This window comes from Rehaibacterium terrae, from assembly GCF_014202935.1.
Classification (GTDB): Bacteria; Pseudomonadota; Gammaproteobacteria; order Xanthomonadales; family Xanthomonadaceae; genus Rehaibacterium; species Rehaibacterium terrae.
This window is the reverse complement of sequence record NZ_JACHHX010000006.1, coordinates 114,711-131,225: the sequence shown is the minus strand read 5'-3', so window position 1 is coordinate 131,225 and position 16,515 is coordinate 114,711. Positions and strand designations below refer to the sequence as shown.

16 protein-coding genes are annotated in these 16,515 nt (G+C 71.5%); 9 read left to right on the top strand and 7 right to left on the bottom strand.

Annotated elements, in window-relative coordinates:
- Positions 1-246 precede the first annotated feature (246 nt).
- The 5 genes from HNQ58_RS06025 to HNQ58_RS06005 form a co-directional block, all read right to left on the bottom strand.
- A complete protein-coding gene (locus tag HNQ58_RS06025) occupies positions 247-1,572 on the bottom strand; it encodes a DEAD/DEAH box helicase (protein ID WP_183947984.1) in 1,326 nt (441 codons plus the stop codon).
- 395 nt (positions 1,573-1,967) lie between these two features.
- Positions 1,968-2,861 carry a universal stress protein gene (locus HNQ58_RS06020; protein ID WP_183947982.1) on the bottom strand — a complete coding sequence of 298 codons (894 nt, stop codon included), beginning with the start codon at positions 2,859-2,861 and terminating at the stop codon, positions 1,968-1,970.
- The gene (locus tag HNQ58_RS06015) at positions 2,858-4,513 is read right to left on the bottom strand and encodes a cation:proton antiporter (RefSeq protein ID WP_183947980.1); all 1,656 of its coding nucleotides are present in this window, start codon (positions 4,511-4,513) and stop codon (positions 2,858-2,860) included. The genes HNQ58_RS06020 and HNQ58_RS06015 overlap by 4 nt, the downstream gene beginning before the upstream one ends.
- A gap of 65 nt (positions 4,514-4,578) precedes the next feature.
- Positions 4,579-5,481, bottom strand: coding sequence for a universal stress protein (locus tag HNQ58_RS06010; RefSeq protein ID WP_183947978.1), 903 nt, complete (start codon positions 5,479-5,481; stop codon positions 4,579-4,581).
- Entirely contained in the window at positions 5,478-6,374 is an 897-nt protein-coding gene (locus HNQ58_RS06005; RefSeq protein WP_183947976.1) for a universal stress protein, read from the bottom strand. The genes HNQ58_RS06010 and HNQ58_RS06005 overlap by 4 nt, the downstream gene beginning before the upstream one ends.
- A gap of 150 nt (positions 6,375-6,524) precedes the next feature.
- Here HNQ58_RS06005 and HNQ58_RS13605 point away from each other — a divergent pair, with 150 nt between their 5' ends.
- The 3 genes from HNQ58_RS13605 (at position 6,525) to HNQ58_RS05990 (ending at position 8,376) form a co-directional block, all read left to right on the top strand.
- Positions 6,525-7,061 (top strand): DUF1232 domain-containing protein, encoded by a 537-nt coding sequence (locus tag HNQ58_RS13605; RefSeq protein WP_183947974.1) that lies wholly within the window; start codon positions 6,525-6,527, stop codon positions 7,059-7,061.
- A 226-nt stretch (positions 7,062-7,287) separates the two neighbouring features.
- Positions 7,288-7,863, top strand: coding sequence for a GNAT family N-acetyltransferase (locus HNQ58_RS05995; RefSeq protein ID WP_183947973.1), 576 nt, complete (start codon positions 7,288-7,290; stop codon positions 7,861-7,863).
- A 60-nt stretch (positions 7,864-7,923) separates the two neighbouring features.
- Positions 7,924-8,376, top strand: coding sequence for a YbaN family protein (locus HNQ58_RS05990; protein ID WP_183947972.1), 453 nt, complete (start codon positions 7,924-7,926; stop codon positions 8,374-8,376).
- Here the strand turns inward: HNQ58_RS05990 and HNQ58_RS05985 are convergent.
- Positions 8,346-8,897 (bottom strand): C40 family peptidase, encoded by a 552-nt coding sequence (locus HNQ58_RS05985; protein ID WP_183947971.1) that lies wholly within the window; start codon positions 8,895-8,897, stop codon positions 8,346-8,348. The two genes, HNQ58_RS05990 and HNQ58_RS05985, sit on opposite strands and share 31 nt — an antisense overlap.
- A gap of 103 nt (positions 8,898-9,000) precedes the next feature.
- On the opposite strand from HNQ58_RS05985, the gene HNQ58_RS05980 reads away from it, so the two are divergent.
- Complete coding sequence (locus HNQ58_RS05980; protein WP_183947969.1) at positions 9,001-9,480, top strand: FKBP-type peptidyl-prolyl cis-trans isomerase; 480 nt, start codon at positions 9,001-9,003, stop codon at positions 9,478-9,480.
- Positions 9,481-9,566: 86 nt separating this feature from the next.
- Positions 9,567-10,844, top strand: coding sequence for a DUF418 domain-containing protein (locus HNQ58_RS05975; protein ID WP_183947967.1), 1,278 nt, complete (start codon positions 9,567-9,569; stop codon positions 10,842-10,844).
- A gap of 16 nt (positions 10,845-10,860) precedes the next feature.
- Here HNQ58_RS05975 and HNQ58_RS05970 read toward each other — a convergent pair whose 3' ends face one another.
- The gene (locus tag HNQ58_RS05970) at positions 10,861-12,207 is read right to left on the bottom strand and encodes an amidohydrolase family protein (protein ID WP_183947965.1); all 1,347 of its coding nucleotides are present in this window, start codon (positions 12,205-12,207) and stop codon (positions 10,861-10,863) included.
- Between the two features lie 134 nt (positions 12,208-12,341).
- On the opposite strand from HNQ58_RS05970, the gene HNQ58_RS05965 reads away from it, so the two are divergent.
- The 4 genes from HNQ58_RS05965 to HNQ58_RS05950 all read left to right on the top strand — a co-directional run bounded on the left by HNQ58_RS05965 (position 12,342) and on the right by HNQ58_RS05950 (position 16,330).
- Positions 12,342-13,601: an NAD(P)/FAD-dependent oxidoreductase gene (locus HNQ58_RS05965; protein ID WP_183947963.1), complete on the top strand. Its 1,260-nt coding sequence runs from the start codon at positions 12,342-12,344 to the stop codon at positions 13,599-13,601.
- Positions 13,602-13,859: 258 nt separating this feature from the next.
- The gene (gorA, locus tag HNQ58_RS05960; RefSeq protein ID WP_183947960.1) at positions 13,860-15,206 is read left to right on the top strand and encodes a glutathione-disulfide reductase; all 1,347 of its coding nucleotides are present in this window, start codon (positions 13,860-13,862) and stop codon (positions 15,204-15,206) included.
- A gap of 168 nt (positions 15,207-15,374) precedes the next feature.
- Positions 15,375-16,148: an N-formylglutamate deformylase gene (gene hutG / locus HNQ58_RS05955; RefSeq protein WP_183947958.1), complete on the top strand. Its 774-nt coding sequence runs from the start codon at positions 15,375-15,377 to the stop codon at positions 16,146-16,148.
- The gene (locus tag HNQ58_RS05950) at positions 16,145-16,330 is read left to right on the top strand and encodes a hypothetical protein (RefSeq protein ID WP_183947956.1); all 186 of its coding nucleotides are present in this window, start codon (positions 16,145-16,147) and stop codon (positions 16,328-16,330) included. Before hutG ends, HNQ58_RS05950 begins: the two co-directional genes overlap by 4 nt.
- The last annotated feature ends 185 nt before the right edge of the window (positions 16,331-16,515 follow it).

Here is a 16,515-nt window from a genome sequence, read left to right as displayed (position 1 = left end):
GTGTCCCCCTTGCACGACAGCCCAACGCAGCCCTTCGGTGCGGCCGGCCAAAATGTGATGTATGTCACATTTTGTGGATGCCAACGACTTCTCCGGCACGCGACTGGTCGGATGTATGGCTCGCAAAATCAATCGCTTGGCGCGCATTCGATACGCGCGCCGCAGGCATGAGCACGCTGGTGGGACAAAACACACAGGCCGGACGATCGCTCGTCCGGCCTGTCGGAGCACAACCTGGCGGTGGTTTCAGTACGGGCGCGCGTTGCGCTCGCGCCGCTCGCCGCCGCGTGCATCGCGCGGGCCGTGGCCGTGCTTCTTCGGGCCGGCGTGGGCGTGGCGCGGCGTACCCGGATGGCCACGGCGGGCGTTGTGGGCGGGACGGCCCGCACGCGGGTTGCCGGCGCGCGGGGCGGGGGCGTCCAGGCGCAGCGGCTGGGCCGGGGCGTAGCCGTCGACCTCGGCCAGCTCGATGTCCTTCTTGAGCAGGCGGGTGATCGCGCGCAGCAGCGCCACTTCGGCCGAGGCAACCAGCGAGATCGCCTCGCCCTGCGCGCCGGCGCGGCCGGTGCGGCCGATGCGGTGCACGTAGTCCTCGGCCACCATCGGCAGGTCGAAGTTGATGACCACCGGCAACTGGTCGATGTCGAGGCCGCGGGCGGCGATGTCGGTGGCGACCATCACCGTGGCGCGACCGCTCTTGAAGTCCTTGAGCGCGCGCAGGCGGGCGCCCTGGCTCTTGTTGCCGTGGATGGCCACGGCGCGGATGCCGCTGCGCTCGATCTGCTCGGCGAGGCGGTCGGCGCCGTGCTTGGTGCGCGAGAACACCAGCGTCTGGCGGCGGCTGTCCTGCGCCAGCAGGTGCAACAGCAGCTCGCGCTTGCGGCCGGCATCGACCGGGTGCACGCGATGGGTGATGGTTTCGGCGATGGTGTTGTTCGGCGCCACCATCACTTCCTGCGGCTCGCGCATGAACTCGCGGGCGAGCTGCTTGACGTTGGCCTCGAAGGTGGCCGAGAACAGCAGCGTCTGCCGGGATTTAGGCAGCGTGCCGAGGATGCGCCGGATGGCGGGCAGGAAGCCCATGTCGAGCATGCGGTCGGCCTCGTCGAGCACCAGCACTTCGACCTGCGTCAGATCGACGCTGCGGCGGTCGAGGTGGTCGATCAGCCGGCCCGGGGTGGCCACCAGCACGTCCACGCCGCGGCGCAGCGCGTCGAGCTGCGGCTTCATGCCGGCGCCGCCGTAGATGGCGGTCAGGCTCAGACGCAGGTGGCGGGCGTAGGCGCGCAGGCTGTCGTGCACCTGCAGCGCGAGTTCGCGGGTCGGGGCGAGGATCAGCGCACGCGGGCGGCGCGGGCCGCGGGCATCGGCGGCCGAGTCGGTGAGGCGCTGCAGCAGCGGCAAGCCGAAGGCGGCGGTCTTGCCGGTGCCGGTCTGCGCGCCGGCGAGCAGGTCGTGGCCGGCCAGCGCCAGCGGGATGGCCGCGGCCTGGATCGGCGTCGGGGTGGTGTAGTCGTGTTCGGCGAGCGCGCGCAGCAGGGCGGGCGACAGCCCGAGGGTGTCGAAGGACATGGATTCGCTCCTGAGCGATGGCCATCAGGCCAGGATCTCGGAGCGTTCCCGGTGAACCGCGCTGCGAGCAGGGATTGGCGGGCGCCCGCCGGATGGCGGAATGGCCCGGGTTTGCGCGACGGAAGACGTGCGGCGTGGAGCGGACGCGGAATCGGCGAAAGGCGGATCCGGCGACGGCGTGACCTTGGGGAAGACGGACAGCCGGTGCGGCAAACGCGGCGAACTGTACGCGAAAGCGGACGTCGCCGCCAGCGCGGACCTGAACGGGACCACAGTGATGGCCTGCAGGGCGTGTGGGTGAACACGGACACACCGTAACCGGCACCGCGACCGGCCGACGGGGATCCTCCCCGCCCTCAGGGCGGGACGTGGCGGGAGTGCAGGCAGTGTCCCGATCAGGGCCCCGGCGGCACGATCAGCACGTCGCGATCCAGCCGGGACAGGGCGTGCTGGCTGACGCTTCCGAGCAGGCCGGCCTCGATCCGTGACTTGCCGCTGCTGCCGATCACCAGCAGGTCGGCCGAGGATTCGGCGACGAATTCGCCGATCGCCTGGATGGGGTGGCCGCTGCGCAGCGCGGGCACGGCGTGGTGGCCAGGCGCGCCGAGCGATGCGGCGAAACTCTCCAGCGAATGCATCGCATCCAGTGCGGACTGCTTTCGGTAGTGCTCGCGCCGGGTGTCGTCGATGCCGGCATAGGCGAGCTGACGGTCGTACGGTGCTTCGTGGACGTGGAGCAGGAGCAGTTGCGCATCCGGCAGCAGCATGCTCGCGAAACGCGCGGCCGCGCGGGCGGCGTCGGAGAAGTCGGTGGCGGCGACGACGCGACGGTAGCTGGTGGCGGGTGGCTGGCGGACGACCAGCGTCGGGCGTGTCGCGGTCTGCACCACACGTTGCGCGGTGGAGCCGAGCAGGTGGTCGAGCAGGTGGCGTTCGCCGCGGGCGCCGACCACGACCAGGTCGATGCCCTCGTCCTCGACGAATCGGGGCAGGGCGCGGTGCAGCAGGCCCTGCAACAGCACGGGGCGGACCTCGATGCCGTGGCGCGAGGCCAGGGCGGCGGCGGCATCGGCCAGGTGCGCACAGACGCCGTCGACGAGCGCCTTATCGCTCACCGGCAGGCCGGCCGCGTCGGTGCCGGCGGCGAGCACCCCGGCGGACTCGAAGGCGTGCGCCAGCCACAGCCGCGCGCCGTGCCCGCGGGCGAGCAGGGCGGCGCGCTCGGCCGCCTGCGCGGCCGGTTCGGAGAAATCGGTGGCGGCAAGAATCCGGCGGATCGACGTGCTCATGCGGTGGTGTCCGTGGCCTGGCCGAGATCCCTGGCGATCCGGCGGGCGGCGAAATCGGCGGCGTCGTGGAAGGGCAGCAGGATTTCGTCGGCACCGGCATGCAGCAGCCGGTGGCCCTGGGCGGCGTTGTGCGCGGTGACGGCGATATGGCCGGTGAAGCCGTGCTTGCGCAGCGCATCGAGCAGGCTGCGGTCGACCTCCTCGTTGCGCAGCGTGCTGACCACCCAGCGCGCTTGGGCGAGCGGCAGGTGGGCGATGAACTCGTCGTCTTCGGCGTCGCCGAACAGCACCCGGCAGGCGCCGCTGCGGGCACGGCGCAGCACTTCGGGGTCGAAGTCGACGCCAAGTACCTGCAGCCCCGAGCCGGCCAGCCGCTCGGCCAGCCGCTGGCCATAGCGGCCGAGGCCGAACACGATCACGTCGGCGTGCTCGGTGGGTTCGTCGAGTTCGCTCTCGCGGTACGGGTCGCGGCGCTCGAACACGCCGAGGAACGGCTCGCACCAGGCGTACAGCCGGTGCGAGTAGAGGATCATGTAGGTGGACAGGGTGATGGTGATCAGACCGACCAGCGTGACCAGCCCGAGCGCCTGGTTGTCGACGTGGCCCAGGCTGACGCCCATGGCGACGAAGATGATCGAGAACTCGCTGATCTGGGCGACGGTGAGGCCGGCGAGGAAGCCGGTGCGCTTGCGGTAGCCCATCGCACCCATGATCGCCATCACGATCAGCGGGTTGCCGATCAGCACGAACAGCGACAGTGCGATGGCCGCGGGCACCTCCGCGCCGAGCATCGACAGGTCGAGCTTGGTGCCGAGGTCGACGAAGAAGAACAGCAGCAGGAAGTCGCGCAGGCTGGCCAGGCGGGCGTTGATCGCCTCGCGGAACGGCAGCGAGGCCAGCGAGAAGCCGGCCAGGAAGGCGCCGACCTCCTTGCTGAAGCCCAGCCACTCGCCGCCGGCGGCCAGCGTGGTGCCCCAGGCGACGGCGAACACCAGCAGCAGCTCCTGCGAGGCGGCCATCCAGTGCAGCAGCCGCGGCAGCACCCAGCGCATCAGCGCGCCGACCAGCACCGCGACGCCGGCGATCTTGGCCAGCACCTCGGTGGTCTGAAGCAGCCAGCCGATGTCGGCGTCGGCGTCGATCGCGCCCTGGGTGCCGAGCACCATCATCGCCACCACCACGGCGATGTCCTGCACGATCAGGAAGCCCATCGCGATGCGGCCGTGCAGCGAGTCGATCTCGCGTTTGTCCGACAGCAGCTTGACGATGATGATCGTGCTGGAGAAGGTCAGCGCGACCGCGACGTACAGCGCCTTGACCACGCCCATCGCCAGCGCCAGGCCGATCAGGAAGCCGATCACGATGGTGAAGGCGAGCTGGCCCAGGCCGGTGGCCAGTGCCACCGGGCCCAGTTGCCGCACCAGCCGCAGGTCGAGCTTCAGGCCGACCACGAACAGCAGGATGGTCACGCCGATCTCGGCCAGCAGCTCCATCGGCTCGTGCGCGCTGACCCAGTCCAGCACCGACGGACCGGCGAGGATGCCGATCAGGATGTAGGCCACGATCACCGGCTGGCGCAGCCGCAGCGCCGCCAGACCGATCAGCGCGGTGGCGAACAGCAGCAGGGTGATCTCGGTGTAGAGCGGGCTCATGGCGACGACATCCGTGTGGCGGCTGTGGCCCATGATGCCGCAGCCGCATCCCGTCGTGGGCGCAATCAGTCGCCGGCGGCGCGCGGCACCACCAGCACGTCGCACGGCGATTGCGCCACCGCGTGCTGGCTGACGCTGCCGAGCAGGCCGGACTCCAGCAGGGACTTGCCCTGTGCGCCGAGCGCGAGCAGCTGGATGTCGAGCTCGTCGATCGCCGCCGGCAACAACAGCGAGGGATGGCCTTGCCGCAGCAGCGGGGTTGCGACGACGCCGGCTTCCTTCAGCGCGTCATTGAACTCGGTCAGCGCGCGCCCGGCCTCGGCCAGCGCCAGGCTCAGATAGCGCTCGCCCAGTTTGGGGTCGATGCGGGCGTAGGCCAGGCGGCTCTCCAGTGCCGGCTCGTGTGCATGCAGCAGCCACATCCGCGCCGCCGGGCACAGCGTGCCGGCCAGCCGTGCCGCCTCGCGCGCCGGTTCGGAGAAGTCGGTGGCGACAAGCACGCGGGCGTAGTCGCTGGTGGCCGGCGTGCGCACCACCAGGACCGGGCGGTGGCTGAGGCGCAGGATCTTCTGGGTGGTCGAACCGAGCAGACGGCCGAGCAGGCCGGTGTCGCCGTGCGCGCCGACCACCAGCAGATCGGCCCCGGTCGCATCGGCATGCTCGACCAGGCGTCGGTGCACGCTGCCGGTCAGGAGTGTCGTCTGTACCGCGATGCCGTACTCGGTGGCGAGTTCGGCGCCCTCGCGCTGCAGCCGCTCGCGGAGGCCTTCGCTGACCTGCTCCTCGCTGACCCAGGCGCCGCCGCCCGGGTCGCCCCAGGCCGGGACGATGGTCGGCGCGTCGTAGGCGTGCGCCAGTACCAGCGTCGCAGCGTGCGCTCCCGCCAGCCGCGCGGCGCGGTGCACGGCCTGGGTGGCATGCGGGGAGAAGTCGGTGCAGGCGAGCAGGGTGCGGAGCGGGCGGTTCATGTGTCCTCCGCCCGGTGCGGTGCCACCAGCACGTCGCAGGGCGCCTCGGCGACGGCGTGCAGGCTGGTGCTGCCGAGCAGGCCGGCCTCCAGCCGGCTCTTGCCGTGGGCGCCGATGCACAGCAGCTCGGCGTCGATTTCGCGGGCGATGTCCGGCAGCTCGTCGGCGGCGCGGCCGTCGCGGACCAGGATGGCCGAGGCCTCATGACCATGCTTGTCGGCCAGGGCGCGAAGCTGCTTGCGGGCATGCTCGCGGGCCGCCTGCAGGCGGGCGGCGCGTTCCGTTTCGTCCAGGCCCATCACCGGCTCGGAGTGGTGGGCGGGCAGGTCCAGCGTGGTGAGGAAGGTGAAGGCGGCTTCGGGCGCCAGGGTCATGCCGAGGCGTGCGGCGCGCTCCGCATCGTCGCTGAAGTCGGTGGCGACCAGCACCCGACGGTAGGCATCGGCGACCGGTTGCCGTACCACCAGCACCGGTCGCTGCGCGGTTCGAACGAGCGTCTGCGCACGCGAACCGAACAGGCGACGGGCGATGGCGCCCGCGCCGGTGGCGCCGATCACCACCAGGTCGGCCTGCACGTCGCGGGCGCGCTCGTGCACGCGGCGGTGGACGGTGCCGGTCTGGATGATGGCATGCGCCGTGATCGAGTACTTCCGCTGCAGGGCTTCGCGCACGGTTTCCAGCCGCTCCCGCAGGTTTTCGACGATGCGGCTCTCGTCGATCAGCACGCCGCCGCCCGGGTCGCTCCAGATCGGGCCGGGGCCGAGCCCGGTGTGGACGTGGATCAGCTCCAGTCCGGCATCCAGATCGCGCGCCAGCAATCCGGCGCGTTGTGTGGCCAGCTCGGCATGAGCGGAGAAATCGGTGGCGGCGAGGATGGTGCGGATGCGGTCCATGGTGCCCTCCACGAGACGGATGTGTTCCCATTGTGCCCGCCGTGGCCGGCAACGACCTGATCGCGGTCAAAAACGCGCCGCGTGACCCGGGGCGGGACTGGGGCTATCTTTCACCCCTTCTTCACGCGATGCGATCGGGGGAGGGGCCGCGTGCGCATTGTCTTCGAACTCGAGCCGGACGACCTGCAGCGCTTCCGCGAGGCCACGGCCCGGGCGGTGCAGCGGGTTGCCTGCGCCGAGGAGTGCGACATCATCGACGGCGCCAAGCACGCGCTCGATCAGCTGCCGATCGGTACGGCGCCGGGCTTCGTCCGTCGCCAGCTGTGCGAGGTGCAGCGGCTGATCCTGATGGTCGAGGACGAGGCCTGGGGGCTGCCGCGCGAGGATCGCGAACAGGTCCTGCAGGCACTGGCCTACTTCAGCGATCCGGAAGACATGATCCCGGACCACATCGAGGTGATCGGCCTGATCGACGACGCGATCATGCTGGCGCTGATGCTGCGCCGGCTGCGCCATACGCTCGAGGCCTACGCCGATTTCTGCGCATTCCGGCTGGCGCTGGGGCCGCCGCCGGGCGACCACGCGGGCCGGCTGGCCCATGCCGGCGCGCTGGCGCGGCAGCGCCAGGCCCTGCATGCGCGGATGCATGAACGCGGCCGGGTCGAGAGTGAGGAGGCCGCCTCGTGACCGCTCCCCGCCCCGGCCTGCGTGCGAAGGAATACGGAGCGGCGGAACCGGTGCCGTTCGCGGCACCCTGTTGGCGCGCTGCCCACCGCCAGGGGCCTTTTCCGATCGATGCGCGACGGCGCGCGCCGACGGGGCGCCCGGTCCGCCACCGGGAGCCGGCAGTACCCGGTCACGACCGCCCGCGCCACCACCGGAGGGGGCTGTCCCGATGAACGAGCGACATGCGATGCCCCGTGCAGGGGACAGGACAGGCGGGGCCGCGCCCTTCGAGGGCCTGCCGTCGATCCGCCGCGCCCGGACGGCGGAGGCGGCGCTGTTGAGCCGCTTCATGGCGCATGCCTTTCTCGACGCCTTCGGCCACGGCAGCCGGCAGGAGGACGTGCTGGCCCACGTCCGCCACCACTTCAGCGCCGCCCGCCAGTCCCGGGAGCTGACCGACCCGGCCTGCGTGACGCTGGTGATCGGCCCGCCCGGCGATTACGCCGGCTACGCCCAGTTGGTGTTCGGCCAGCCGGCGCCCGAGGCGCTGCAGGCGCAGGCGCCGGTGGAGATGCGACGTTTCTATCTGCGCCGCGATCTGCACGGTAGAGGCTGGGCGGCATCGCTGATGGAGGCGGCCAAGGCGACCGCTCGCGAGCGCGGCGCCGATGCGCTCTGGCTGAGCGTCTGGCAGCAGGCGCCGCGGGCGATCCGCTTCTACCGCAAGCACGGCTTCGAGACGATCGGCACCGCCGTGTTTCATGTCGGCACCGATCCGCAGAAGGACTGGCTCATGGCCTGCCGGCTGCCGGCCGGGGGCTGAGGGGTGACGTGTGGCGCCGGCCGGGCGCGGCCGCGTCTGCGCGGCTATCCTTGTCGCGTCATGACGTCGTCCCGCATCGTCCGTTGGCTCTGGTTGGCGGCTGCCTGGGTCGCGCTCGGCCTGGGTGCGATCGGCGTGCTCGTGCCCGGCCTGCCGACCGTGCCCTTCATCCTGCTGGCCTCGTTCTGCGCCGCGCGCGGTTCCAAGCGGCTGCACGCCTGGTTGCTGGCGCATCGCACCTTCGGGCCGATGATCCGCGACTGGGAGGCGCATGGCGCGGTCAGCCGGCGCGCCAAGCGCCTGGCGCTGGGGATGATGGCGCTGTGCTCGCTGCTGATGTGGCTGAGTCCGGCCCGGCTGTGGATGTGGGCGACCGGCACCGGAATCATGGCGGTGGTCGGCGTGTGGCTGTGGCGACGGCCCGAACCATCGTCATGCGCCTCGGGGTCGGTCGCGGAGGCGGGGCCGACCCTGGCGGCCGGTCAGCGCAGCACCCGTCGCGCGAACAGGTAGGTGTCGCGCCAGTAGTGGCCATCGAGCGCGTCCAGCCGGACCGTGCCGCCGGTGCTGGGCGCGTGCACGAAGCGGCCTTCGCCGACATAGATCCCGGCGTGGTCGACCCTGCCGCGCCGGCCGAAGAAGACGATGTCGCCGGGCGCGAGCCGGTCGCGCGATACCTTGGGCCGGTCCAGTGCCGCCATCTGTGCGGTGCTGCGCGGCAGGCGCAGGCCGGCGGCGTCGTGGAAGACGTAACCGATCAGGCCGCTGCAGTCGAAGCCGCCCTCGGGCGTGTTGCCGCCGTAGCGGTAGGGTGTGCCGACCAGGCCGATGGCGCGCATCAGCACGTCGTTGGCCAGCGGCGCGGTCGCGCCGGGGCGGGCGTGGCCGGGCGGTTCGGCGCGCCTGGGCGCGCCGCCGCAGGCCGCCAGCAGCAGTGCGGCGAGCAGCAGGAGGGAGGGCAGGGCGGCGCGCAGAAGTGGCGCCGGGACGATGCGGCCGGGATAATGCGCGGCGACGTTGCTCACGGCCCGCATCTTGCCGCATCCGTCGCGTCGGCGCATCCCGCGCCGATCGCCCGGGCCTCCCATCCCATCCTGGCGCCCGTCGCGCCGCCCATCCCGTTCCGGCCTCCGCACCATGAAGATCGCCAACAACCACGTCGTCCGCTTCCACTACGCCGTCGCCGAAGCCGGCCAGCCGAGCCGCGAGTCATCCTTCGACGGTCAGCCGCTGGCCATCCTGACCGGCCACAGGAACATCATCCCGGGCCTGGAGGCGGCGATGCTCGGCCGCGAAAAGGGCGAGCGCTTCGAAGTGACCGTGCCTTGCGCCGAGGCCTACGGCGAACGTCGGGAAGGGCTGGTCCAGCGCATCCCGAAGAAGCACTTCGGCAGCCAGCGCCTGCAGCCGGGCATGCAGGTGGTGCTGCAGACCAGCTATGGCCCGCGTGCGGTGAGCGTGCTCAAGGTCGGCATGAGCGTGGTCGACGTCGATCTCAACCATCCGATGGCCGGCAAGGACCTGCATTTCGACATCGAGATCGTCGATGTGCGTGAGGCCACGCCGGAGGAGATCGAGCACGGACACGTGCACGGCGACGGTGGCGTCGAGCACTGACTTCTTCCGTGTCCTTGCGCGCTGCCGCCCCCGTGGCGGGCAGCGCGCTGTGCTAAAACGCGGTCTGGCCAGGGGAGGGGCGGACCATGACCGTATCGCAGAGCGCCGGCCTGGCGCCGGTTTCGCCGCGCGAGCGCATCGCCACGCTGGATGTGATCCGTGGCTTCGCGCTGCTGGGCATCTTCCTGATGAACGTCGAGTATTTCTCGCGCTCGACGCTGACCATCGCCCAGGGGATGCCGCCCGACCTGGAAGGCATCGACTTTCTCGCCGGCTGGCTGATCTACGTGTTCGTCCAGGGCAAGTTCTGGACGATGTTCTCGCTGCTGTTCGGGATGGGCTTCGCGGTGATGCTGTCGCGCGCGCAGGTCGCCGGTCGCGGCTTCGTCGGCCTCTACCTGCGGCGCACCCTGGCCCTGCTCGGTTTCGGGCTGGCCCACGGCATCCTGGTCTGGTCGGGCGACATCCTGCACGCCTATGCGCTGTTGGCATTCCTGCTGCTGCTTTTCCGGCGCATGCCGGCGGACCGGCTGTGGCGCTGGGGCATCGGGCTGTACGCGGTGCCGTTGATCGGCATGGCGGTGGCGTTGGCGGTGATGCCGGCGGAAGGCCCGGCGGACGATACGCCGAACGACACGGCGATGGCGCAGGTCGTCGAAACCGACGCCACCGAGGGCGAGGCCGAGGCCAGGTTCGCCGCGCTGGTCGCCGAATCGGAGCGGGTCATGCGCGAAGGCCGCTACGGCGAGGCCGTCGTGCAGCGGGCACGCGAACTGGCGGTGCATCTGAACATGCTGGTCTTCGGCGGCTGGCTCATCCTCGGCATGTTCCTGATCGGCGCCTGGCTGCTGCGCTCGGGCGCCATCGTCGAGCCGGCGCGGCACCTGCGCCTGTTCCGGTGGCTGACCTTCGCCGGATTGCCGGCGGGCATCGCGCTGGCCCTGCTCAGCGCATCGGTCGGCACCTCGTTCGCGCTCGACCAGGCCGACCCGGCGATGCTGCGCGCGCTGCTGCTGATGCTGCTGGCCAATCCGCTGATCTGCCTTGGCTACGTCGGCGCGATCGTGCTGGCGCTGCAATCGCCGCGGTGGGCGCCACGGCTGGCGATCCTCGCCCCGGCCGGGCGCATGGCGCTCACCAATTACCTGCTGCAGTCGGTGGTCGGCACGCTGCTGTTCTACGGCTACGGCCTGGGCCTGTACGGCCAGGTGCCGCGTGCCTGGCAGGTGGTGCTGGTCGCCGGCGTGTTCGCGCTCCAGCTCGCGTTCAGCGCCTGGTGGCTGGAGCGCTTCCGCTATGGCCCGGCCGAATGGCTGTGGCGCAGCATCACCTATCTGCGCCTGCAGCCGATGCGGCGCGGTTGAGCCGCCGCGGCGCGCCTCATTCCGCCGCGGCGCGGCGGATGGCGTCGAGGCGGGCGTCGAGGTCGGCGCGGTCGTGCCAGCGGCCGGCGACCATCACGCCGGCGATGCGCAGGGTGTGGGCGATGTCTTCCAGCGGGTTGGCGTCGAGCAGCACCAGGTCGGCGTCCATGCCCGCGGCGATGGTGCCGCGGCGGTCGCCGGCGCGCAGGTGGGTGGCGATGTTGACGGTACCGGTGCGCAGCGCCTGGTAGGGCGTCAGGCCGGCCTCGACCATCAGCGCCAGCTCGCGGTGCGCGGAATAGCCGGGCACGTTGAACCACTGCGGCGCGTCCGAGCCGAGCAGGATGCCGACGCCGCCGTCGTGCAGCGCCTTGAGCAGCAGGCGGCGCAGTTCGAGAAAGCGCGCGGCGCGCTCGGCGGTGAAGCCGGGAGCGTTGCGCAGGTTCTCGCGCGCCTGTGCCCACTGCTTGCGGGTCGCGGCCGGGACGTAGGCGAACTCCTCGCGCGCCAGCAGCGCCTCGGTGCTGTCCGGGCCGAGCATCGACACCATCAGCGTCTCGGTCGGTGACATCCAGGCGCCGGCCGCGCGGGTCTTTTCCACCAGCACCGGGATGCGCGCTTCGTCGGCGACCTCGGCCTGCAGCAGGCCGAAGAAACCGGGCGTGGCGGTGCGCGCAGGGTGGCCGTCGGGCACCAGCGCGCGCACGTAGTCGTCGAGGTGCTCGATGCAGCTCATGCGCTGTGCCAGCGCATGCGCCAGGCCGACCGCCTCGGGCACGTGCCCGACCACGATCATGTCCAGCGCGCGGGCCTTGTCGAGGATGGCGTCGAAGCGCGGCACGTCCAGCCCGGGATGGATCTTGAGCAGGTCGTAGCCGTTGCGGTGGTAGGTCTCGACCAGCTCGGCGGCGTGCGCGGGATCGCGCACCGAGTTGCCGTTGAGCGAGGGGGCGGCGGTGTACAGGCGCGGGCCAGCGCGTTCGCCGGCGGCCAGTTCCGCGCGCAGCGTGAGCTGCCCCGGCTCGCCGAGCACGCCGCGCACGGTGGTGATGCCGTGGGCGAGGAACAGGTCGAGTACGGTGTCGAGGTTGGCGTGGCCGCGTGGCGGCATGTGGCCGTGGGCCTCGCCCAGGCCCGGCATCAGATACTTGCCCTCGGCCTCGACGACGCGCGCGCCGTCGGGAATGGCGACCTCGGCGGCCGGGCCGAGCGCGGCGATGCGGCCGTCGCGGACGACCACGGTCTGCCTCGGCAGCACCGTCTCACGGTCCATGGGGACGACGTTGACGTTGCGGAAGACGATGGCCTCGGCGGCGGCCAGGCCGGGCAGCAGGCAAAGCAGGGCGGCGAGCAGGCGTTTCATGGCGTGCGTCTCCGGCGAGTGGAAGCCTCATGCTGGCAGCTTCCCCGGCGCGCCGCATCCCCCGGAAGGCCCGGTCCGCTCCGGGGTGCTGCGGGGGTGGGGCAAGGGAATCGCGGCTTGCATAGAATGGCCGGATGCCTACCACTTGCGACGATGTGCTCATCCTCGGCGGCGGGGTCATCGGCCTGGCCTGCGCCTGGTACCTGCAGAAGGCCGGCCGCGGTGTGCGCATCCTCGAACAGGGCACGCTCGGCTGCGGCAGCTCGCACGGCAACTGCGGCACGATCACGCCAAGCCATGCGCCGCCGCTGGCCGCGCCGGGCATGGTCGCGCAGGCGCTCAAGTGGATGCTGCGGCCGGACGCGCCGTTGTATGTCCGCCCGCGCATCGACCCGGGCCTGTGGCATTGGCTGTTGACCTTCGCCGGACGCTGCAACACGCGCGACTGGCTGGCCTCGGGGCAGTCCAAGGCGACGCTGCTGACGGTATCGCGCCGGCTGATCGAGGAGCTGGTGCGCGATGCCGCGCTCGATTGCGAGTTTCGCGGCGATGGCCTGCTCTACATCTATCGCGACCAGTGCGAGTGGGAAAAAGCCAACGCCACGGTCGAACAGGTCCGCTCGTTCGGCGTGCGCGTCGAAACCTGGGATCCGCGCACGCTCGCACGCGAGGAGCCCGCGCTGCGGTCGGGCATGGCCGGCGCGCTGTACTTTCCCGACGACGCCTGCCTGCGGCCGGACCGCTATGTCGCCGAGCTGGCGAGGGCGGTGCGTGCGGCCGGTGGCGCGATCGAAGAGCGCTGCCGGGTCACCGGGCTGCACCGCGACGGCGAGGGCCGCGTGCGGGTGGAGACCGAGCGGGGGCCGCGCGCGGGCCGCGACGTGGTGCTGGCGGCCGGCGCCTGGTCGCCGCAACTCGGCCGCGCACTCGGCCTGCGCCTGCCGATCGTGCCCGGAAAGGGCTACTCGATCACCTACAGCCGGCCGGCACTGGCGCCGAAGCGGCCGCTGGTGCTCAAGGAGCGCTCGGTCTGCGTCACCGCCTGGGGCAGCGGCTTCCGGCTCGGCAGCACGATGGAGTTCTCCGGTTACGACAGCCGGCTCAACCCGACGCGGCTGGGCGCGCTGGTGCGCGGTGCGCGCGAGTACCTGCGTCAGCCGGAGGGCCCGGAACACCGCGAGGACTGGTACGGCTGGCGACCGATGACCACCGACGACCTGCCGATCATCGGTCGCGCGCCGGGCAGCGCGAACCTGTGGCTGGCCACCGGCCACGGCATGCTCGGCATGAGTCTGTCCGCCGTTACCGGCCGGCTGATCGCCGACCTGATCGCCGGTCGCGAGCCGGTGGTCGATCCGTCCGCCTGCGCGCCGGAGCGCCTGGTCCGCCGCTGAGCTTCTTCGGCAGGAGCGATTCAGCCGCGACCTGGAGTGCGAAGAAATGAGTGAAGAGAAGTGAGAAACGAGGGAAAGCCCCAGCGCATCGAAGCGCCGCCGTTCATCTCGTTTCTCACACCTTTCCACTCATGCCTGGCTGCTTGAGGTCGCGGCCTTCGGCAGACGACGGCGCCGCGCCTGCGGATACAGACGCCGGGACGCTGCATCCCGCGCCGGACATCCGCAGCCGCGCCGCTTTCTGTCAAGCTGCCACGCATGGACCGCGACGACTTCGATCTGATCGTGCTTGGCGCGGGCTCCGGCGGCCTCGCCGGGGCGATTCGCGCCGCCCGCCACGGCGCCCGCGTGGCCTTGCTGGAGCCGGGCGCGCTCGGCGGCACCTGCGTCAATGTCGGCTGTGTGCCGAAGAAGGCGATGTGGCTGGCGGCCGAATTGGCCGAGCTGCGGCAGGTGGCCGCGGCGCTCGGCTTCGCCGGCGCGCCCGGCGCGCTCGACTGGCCGGCCTTCGTCGCCCGCCGCGAGGCTTACATCGCCAACATCCACGCCAGCTACCGCCAGCGGCTGGGCGAACTGGGCATCGCGCTGCTGCCGCATGCCGGCCGCTTCGTCGCCGCGCGCGAGATCGAAGCCGGAGGGCGTCGGCTGCGCGCGGCGCACGTGCTCATCGCCACCGGCGCGCGTCCAGTCCGGCCCGATCTGCCCGGACGGGAGCTTGGCATCGACTCCGATGGTTTCTTCGCCCTGCGCGCCGCGCCGCGGCGCGTCGCCATCGTCGGCAGCGGCTATATCGCCGTCGAGCTGGGCGGCGTGCTGCGCGCGCTCGGCAGCGAGGTCGTGCTGTTCGTGCGCGGCGACCGCCTGCTCGGCCGCTTCGACGGTGAGGTGTCGCGGGCCTTGGCCGGGTCGATGCAGGCGCGCGGCGTGCAGCTTGCCTTCGGCCATCGACTGGCGCGCGTCGAGCGCCGCGACGTCGGCTACCGCCTGCGCTGCACCGACGGCAGCGTGTCGAGCGGCTTCGACGAGCTGCTCTGGGCCACCGGCCGCGCGCCGAACGTGGCCTCGCTCGGGCTGGACGCGGCCGGCGTGACGCTGGATGGCGAAGGCCATGTCGCCATCGACGACTGGCAGGCCACCAGCGCGGCCGGCGTGTACGCGGTCGGCGACGTTACCGCCCGGCCGGCGCTCACCCCGGTGGCCATTGCCGCCGCGCGCCGGCTGATGGATCGCCTGTTCGGCGGTCGGGCCGAGGCCAGGCTGGACTACGACATGATCCCGACCGTGGTGTTCGCGCACCCGCCCGTCGGCAGCGTCGGCCTGGGCGAGGAGGCCGCGCGCGAGCGCTTCGGCGATGCCGTGCGCTGCTACCGCACCCGTTTCCGGCCCATGCTCGGCGCACTGGCCGGCAGCGACGAACGCACCTTCATGAAGCTGGTCTGCGTCGGCGCCGACGAGCGCATCGTCGGCCTGCACGTGGTCGGCCCCGGCGCCGACGAGATGCTGCAGGGCTTCGCCGTTGCACTGCGCATGGGCGCGCGCAAGGCCGATTTCGACGCCACCGTGGCAATCCACCCGACCGCGGCCGAAGAGCTGGTGCTGCTGTGAATCCGCTGTCCGGGACACATCGGCACGGCGCATCCCCTCCGTGGAGAACGGGGGATGGCCGGGATCGTCGGGCCAGGCGCCGGATTTCCCGCCGTTGCGGGAATGGCGTAGGCTCCCGGTCGAATCCCGAGTCCCGAGTCCCGAACCCCGAATCCCGAAGCCCGGCTCATGGATGTCTTCACCCTGCATCGCGGCACCGCGCCGCTGCTGGTCAGCCTGCCGCATGACGGCAGCGACCTGCCGCCCGGGCTGGTGCCGCGTCTCACCGAGGCGGCACAACGGGTGCCGGATACCGACTGGCACGTGGGTCGGCTGTACGAATTCGCGCGCGGACTGGGCGCGTCGATCCTGCGGGCGCGCTTCTCGCGCTACGTGATCGATCTCAACCGGCCACCCGACGACGTGTCGCTGTATCCGGGCCAGAACACCACCGGCCTGTGCCCGCTTCACCGGTTCGACGGTGGGCCGGTGTACCGCGACGGTCAGCAGCCCTCGGTGGAGGAAATCGTCGAACGGGTGCAGTTCTTCTGGCGGCCTTACCACGATGCGCTCGCCGACGAGATCGCGCGTTTGCACGCGCAGCATGGGCACGTGGTGCTGTGGGAGGGGCACTCGATCCGCGGCGAGCTGCCCTGGCTGTTCGAGGGCGTGCTGCCCGACCTCAACCTGGGCACCGCCGCCGGCGCCAGTTGCACGCCGGCGCTGCAGGCGCGGCTGCAGGCGGTGCTGGAGCGGCAGCAGGACTACACCTGGGTGGTCAACGGCCGCTTCAAGGGCGGCTACATCACCCGCAACTACGGTCTGCCGGCGCAGGGCATCGAGGCCGTGCAACTGGAGCTGGCCCAGCGCACCTACATGGACGAAGACAGTTTCGATTACCTGCCGGAGCGCGCCGGCAGACTGCAGGCGCGCCTGCGCGAGCTGCTGGAGTGCTGCCTGTGAAGAGCGCCGACCCGGCCCACCGCAAGCTCCGTTTCGCCAGGACCCGCCAACGCGTCGCCTCGTTGCTGCTGCTGGCGGTGTTCGCCTGGTTGATCTGGGCGGCGTACAGCGGCCGGTACGACGCGCAGGTGCAGCAACTCGCCGACTGGCTGCAGTCGGCCTGGCAGCGGCTCACCCGCTGAAACCGGTTGGCCTGTCGGGTTCTGCTGAAGCCAGACGCAGCCGCGAAGCGGCCGGGCGGTTCCGGGCATGTGCCGGTTCCGCGACTTGAAAAACGCGCAGGGCGTGCGTTTTCCGACAGGCTGCCAGGTTGTTGGCCCCGGGATCGGGGCGGATAATGCGCGGCCGCGACGTACCGCGGGTTTCG

Excerpts from the sequence above, each read along its gene's own strand:
- HNQ58_RS05970 (WP_183947965.1), bottom strand. The coding sequence starts at position 12,207 with ATGAAACGCCTGCTCGCCGCCCTGCTTTGCCTGCTGCCCGGCCTGGCC.
- HNQ58_RS06025 (WP_183947984.1), bottom strand. The coding sequence starts at position 1,572 with ATGTCCTTCGACACCCTCGGGCTGTCGCCCGCCCTGCTGCGCGCGCTC.
- gorA (WP_183947960.1), top strand. The coding sequence starts at position 13,860 with ATGGACCGCGACGACTTCGATCTGATCGTGCTTGGCGCGGGCTCCGGC.
- HNQ58_RS06015 (WP_183947980.1), bottom strand. The coding sequence starts at position 4,513 with ATGAGCCCGCTCTACACCGAGATCACCCTGCTGCTGTTCGCCACCGCG.
- HNQ58_RS05990 (WP_183947972.1), top strand. The coding sequence starts at position 7,924 with ATGACGTCGTCCCGCATCGTCCGTTGGCTCTGGTTGGCGGCTGCCTGG.
- HNQ58_RS05965 (WP_183947963.1), top strand. The coding sequence starts at position 12,342 with ATGCCTACCACTTGCGACGATGTGCTCATCCTCGGCGGCGGGGTCATC.
- hutG (WP_183947958.1), top strand. The coding sequence starts at position 15,375 with ATGGATGTCTTCACCCTGCATCGCGGCACCGCGCCGCTGCTGGTCAGC.
- HNQ58_RS06020 (WP_183947982.1), bottom strand. The coding sequence starts at position 2,861 with ATGAGCACGTCGATCCGCCGGATTCTTGCCGCCACCGATTTCTCCGAA.
- HNQ58_RS05985 (WP_183947971.1), bottom strand. The coding sequence starts at position 8,897 with ATGCGGGCCGTGAGCAACGTCGCCGCGCATTATCCCGGCCGCATCGTC.
- HNQ58_RS06010 (WP_183947978.1), bottom strand. The coding sequence starts at position 5,481 with ATGAACCGCCCGCTCCGCACCCTGCTCGCCTGCACCGACTTCTCCCCG.
- HNQ58_RS06005 (WP_183947976.1), bottom strand. The coding sequence starts at position 6,374 with ATGGACCGCATCCGCACCATCCTCGCCGCCACCGATTTCTCCGCTCAT.
- HNQ58_RS05980 (WP_183947969.1), top strand. The coding sequence starts at position 9,001 with ATGAAGATCGCCAACAACCACGTCGTCCGCTTCCACTACGCCGTCGCC.
- HNQ58_RS05975 (WP_183947967.1), top strand. The coding sequence starts at position 9,567 with ATGACCGTATCGCAGAGCGCCGGCCTGGCGCCGGTTTCGCCGCGCGAG.
- HNQ58_RS05995 (WP_183947973.1), top strand. The coding sequence starts at position 7,288 with ATGCCCCGTGCAGGGGACAGGACAGGCGGGGCCGCGCCCTTCGAGGGC.